The organism is uncultured Agrococcus sp., assembly GCF_945915485.1.
Taxonomy (GTDB): Bacteria; Actinomycetota; Actinomycetes; order Actinomycetales; family Microbacteriaceae; genus Agrococcus.
The window spans coordinates 1-4,436 of the sequence record NZ_CAMEFJ010000131.1; the positions used below are offsets into that span (position 1 = coordinate 1).

The window sequence follows — 4,436 nt, forward strand, 5'->3', positions numbered from 1 at the left end:
TCGACGGCGAGGAAGTCGCCGTAGTAGACGTTGAGGTCCTTGGCTTCGATTCGCTTAGACACGTTGGAGTTTCCTTTGCTAGCGGCCGGTCTTGGGCGCGAACAGTTTCGCGACGAGACGGGCGCCCAGATTGAGAATCATGACGATCAGGATGAGGGTGAGAGCGGCGGTCCACGACCTGTCGAAGTACGCGGCCGTATCGACACCGGGAGCAACGTACTGGTTGTACGCGAACACCGGCAACGTCATCATTCGCTCGGAGAAGAGGTTGTAATTCATGGACGTCGTGAAACCTGCGATGAGCAGCAGAGGTGCTGTCTCACCGATGACTCGTGCTACCGCGAGCGTCACACCCGTTGCGATACCGGCGAGTGCCGTCGGCAACACGACCTTGACGATCGTGAGCCACTTCGGTACTCCAAGCGCGTACGAAGCCTCGCGCAGCTCGTTCGGCACCAACTTCAGCATCTCCTCGGTCGAGCGCACGACAGTGGGGATCATGAGGAGGCTCAGCGCAATCGAGCCGCCGATCCCCGATCGGTACCCCGGGTCGTCGAAGATGAACGACATGAGCGCAAAGGCGAAGAGCCCTGCGACGATCGAGGGGATGCCCGTCATGATGTCGACGAGCGTGGTGATGCCCTTCGATACGACGCGTGAGACCGGGCCACTGCCGTATTCGACGAGATAGATGGCCGTGAAGATACCAACGGGAACGGAGATGACCGCAGCCCCGGCGGTGATGAGCAGGGTTCCGATCAGCGCGTGCAACGCGCCGCCTCCCTCACCGACGATGTTGCGCATCGAATACGTGAAGAACTCGACGTCGAATCGACGCCAGCCGCCCTCTACGACGGTCCAGAGCACCGACACCAGCGGAATGAACGCGAGCATGAACGCGCCGGAGACGAGGCCGGTAACCAGTCTGTCGGCGGCTTTACGCCCACCCTCGACGATGTTCGAAATGACGGGCAGCGCGATCAGGAAGAGCAGATAGCCCGTAATCGCCGCCCCAGTGAAGTTGAATTGGGAGCTCGAGACGAGCGCGAGAAGCCCGAACAGCACGCTTGTCACGACGAAGGAGCCGACGAGGATCGCCCAGGGCATCCACTTCGGGAGCTGGCCGGCCGTTAGAGTGTTGCGCGAAACGATCTTCTTCGCCGGAGCAACAGCGGTCACTTCGCACCTCCCGTGCGCGGGTTGCGGTTGATCAAGACGCGCGCCAATGTGTTCACCAGCACCGTGATGACGAACAGGACGAGCCCGGATCCGATGAGCGCGTTGACGGAGATACCGTGCGCCTCAGGGAAGTTCAGTGCGATATTCGATGCGATCGTTGCCGGGTTGCTGGACGAAATGATGACGAAAGAGATGACGACGGATGGTGAGAGCACCATCGCCACGGCCATCGTCTCGCCAAGGGCTCGGCCGAGGCCGAGGATTGAAGAGGAGACGATTCCTGATGCGCCGAAGGGCAGGACCGCCATCCTGATCATTTCCCAGCGAGTGGCACCCAGTGCGAGAGCTGCTTCCTCGTGAAGGGTCGGTGTCTGCAGGAACACCTCGCGGCAGAGAGCCGTGATGATGGGCAGCACCATGACAGCGAGGACGATCGCCGCGGTGAAGACTGTACGCCCGGTACCGGATGCGGTGCCGTTGAACAGCGGGATCCAGCTGGCGTTCGCGGCGAGCCACTCGTAAGCGGGGCGCATGAACCCCGACACGACCGCCATCCCCCAGAGTCCGTAGACGACCGAGGGGACCGCAGCCAGCAGATCGATCACGAAGCCGATCGCCGATGCCAACTTCCGCGGTGCAAAGTGCGTGATGAACAGAGCGATGGACACCGAGACCGGCACCGCCATGAGCATGGCCAGGAACGCCGCCCAGACTGTTCCGAACGCGAGCGGAATGACGTAGTCGAGGAAGTTGTCAGCGGGCCCCGGAAGTTCCCCGACCATGGCGGGAATCGACTGGATGATCAGGAAGAAGGCGACAAGCCCCAGCGTGATGAGGATGCTGAAGCCCGCGATCGTGGAAACCGCCTGGAAGACGAGATCCGCTGGCCGTCGCTGTGCCCTGAGCTTCGGCTTGGATGCTGTTTCGCTTGTCATAGCTTCCTTGAGTGAAGTGGCAGGTGGTCAAGGCGATGGTCGGAGCGCGGAGAATGCGCTCCGACCATCGTGGCATGTTTGCCGAGACTAGCCAGCCATCTGCGAGATCGACTCGGTGATCTGATCGCGCAACGTCGGCGAGAGCGGTGCCGAACCAGCTGCATCCTCTGCAACCTGCTGACCGTCCTCGGAGGTGATGTAGGTCAGGTACTCTTGCACGAGCTCGCCCTTCGCGGCGTCTTCGTAGGAGGAGCATGCGATTGCGTAGGCAACGAGCACGGCCGGGTAGACGCCGGATTCGGTCGTGGTGCGGTCGATCTGCACCGCGAGGTCGCCATCGGGCCGGCCTTCCTCGATCGGGGAGGCATCGACCACTGCGGCAGCGGCCTCGGCGGAGTAAGGCACGTATTCGTCGCCGACCTGCAGAGCGACGGTTCCGAGGCCGTCCGCACGGGACGCGTCCATGTAGCCGAACGTCCCGATGTTGTTGCTGACGGCGTCAACGACACCTGACGTCTGCTGTGCGCCTTCGCCGCCGTCCCAGGGCCAGGTGCCCGAGGGCTCCTCAGTCCAGTCGTCGGGTGCGACTTCGTGCAGGTAATCTGCCAGGTTTTCCGACGTACCGGAGTCGTCCGAGCGGTAGACCGGGGAGATGGCCTGATCGGGAAGATCGACGCCCTCATTCTGCGAAGCGATGGCCTCGTCGTTCCAGTTGGTGATCTCGCCCTTGAAGATCTGCGTTATCGTCGCAGCATCCATGTTGAGCTCGTCGATGCCGTCGAGGTTGAAGACGATGGCGATCGGGGAGATGTAGATCGGCAGGTTGATCGGGTAACCGTCTGCCGAGCAGAGGGCTGATTCTTCGCCCGCGTCCAGGACAGCGTCCGAGCCAGCGAAATCGGCACCTCCGCCAACGAACGCTTCACGACCCGCTCCGGAACCCTGCGCATCGTAATTGACGGTGACCCCGTCGTTCGCGGTCTGGAAGCCTGCGACCCAGGCCTCCGAGGCTGCGCCGATCGACGACGCGCCGACGCCGTTCAGCGTTCCGGATAGCGAGGTGGTCTCGTCGCCACCGTTGTCGTCGGTGTTGTCTCCACCGCCCTCGTTCGCTGCGCAGGAGCTCAGCAAGAGTGCTCCGGCGGCTGCGATTGCTGCTACGCGGCCAAGCTTCGTGAACTTCACGGTTTTCCCTTCGGAAGATCTGTTAACGGGATGCCCCCATTACTGACAGGCACGGGACTCACTCGCGTGCCACGGGCAACGATAGGCATGCCGGATGGACAGTTTTCCCCGTTTCGGTGAACGACAGGTGAACGACGGGAAATCAGATCGTGCTGGCCGATGTGACTGGAGATGGAGAATCAGGGCAAGAAAAAAGCCTGGCCGCGGAACGCCTCTCGGCGAGTGGCCGCTCGAAGCGGCGATAATTGGAGCCCGGGGTTCGCGACCAGGCACTCATAATTCTACCGCGGATATCGCGGTTATGCATCGCGGGGCGTGTTGTCCTGTGGAGTCTTCAGTGCAGGTCTTCGATGCGCCAGAGCTGGGCACAGCGTTCAAAGTCCTGAGCGATTTCGATGAGCGTTCTGGCTTTGCGCGTCAGATCGGTCGCGCGTTCGTCGTCGAGCGTATCCTGTTCATCGGCTGTCTCGAGCGCCCCGGAGGCCACCACTCTGCAGAACGATGCTGACCGTTCGAGCGCAAGCGCGAAGTCCCCCGCGAAGACTCCGTGCAAGATCTTGTCGCTGAGTTCGACCATCTGCTCCGGCCCCGTGGGGGTCTCAACTCCTGCAACAGCCGCATCGACTGTTTCAAGGCGATTGACGCCCGCTGTGAAGAGCGCTGCAGATTCGTCCGTGCGCTGAGCGATCATGGTCGACACGAGATGGATGCGCCACAGTGCCCCCGGAAGGGAATGCTCGGGTGCCTGCGACCACAGTTCCGCAACCGAGTCGATGCCGTCTTCCCGCGCAAGCAGCTGGATGCGTTGCAGCACGCGCCGGGATTCGTCGCTACCGGCTCCGTCTCGGACGCGTGTCAGCAGTGCCGTCGCGGTGTCGTGAGCGAGCTGTGTGCGCAGAGCGGGGTCGACATCCCCCTCGAACTGCTCGAACCAAGCCGAATCGAACTGCACTGGCCTGCGGTGTTCGGACATGCATCCCCTCTCAAGACCGACTTCGAGGCTAGCGGTTGGCCGGCTCTCGTGCGAACCGACGGGCTGTAATGCGGTCCCAGCGTGTTGCCGAGTGCATCGACCAGCGCGTTGCCGAGTGCATCGAGACACTGCGCGCGTGCCCGATATGCGCGCGTGCCCGATGT

The 4,436-nt window shown here is 62.4% G+C and carries 4 protein-coding genes; all 4 read right to left on the reverse strand.

Annotation, left to right across the window (positions count from 1 at the left end):
- Positions 1 to 78: 78 nt before the first annotated feature.
- The gene (gene pstA, locus Q0O95_RS13235) at positions 79 to 1,107 is read right to left on the reverse strand and encodes a phosphate ABC transporter permease PstA (RefSeq protein ID WP_293699574.1); all 1,029 of its coding nucleotides are present in this window, start codon (positions 1,105 to 1,107) and stop codon (positions 79 to 81) included.
- A 68-nt stretch (positions 1,108 to 1,175) separates the two neighbouring features.
- Positions 1,176 to 2,114, reverse strand: a complete 939-nt coding sequence (gene pstC, locus Q0O95_RS13240) for a phosphate ABC transporter permease subunit PstC (RefSeq protein WP_293699567.1) — start codon at positions 2,112 to 2,114, stop codon at positions 1,176 to 1,178.
- Between the two features lie 87 nt (positions 2,115 to 2,201).
- The gene (locus Q0O95_RS13245) at positions 2,202 to 3,299 is read right to left on the reverse strand and encodes a phosphate ABC transporter substrate-binding protein PstS (protein ID WP_293699569.1); all 1,098 of its coding nucleotides are present in this window, start codon (positions 3,297 to 3,299) and stop codon (positions 2,202 to 2,204) included.
- 334 nt (positions 3,300 to 3,633) lie between these two features.
- Positions 3,634 to 4,272: a DNA-directed RNA polymerase subunit beta gene (locus Q0O95_RS13250; protein WP_293699571.1), complete on the reverse strand. Its 639-nt coding sequence runs from the start codon at positions 4,270 to 4,272 to the stop codon at positions 3,634 to 3,636.
- Between the last annotated feature and the right edge of the window lie 164 nt (positions 4,273 to 4,436).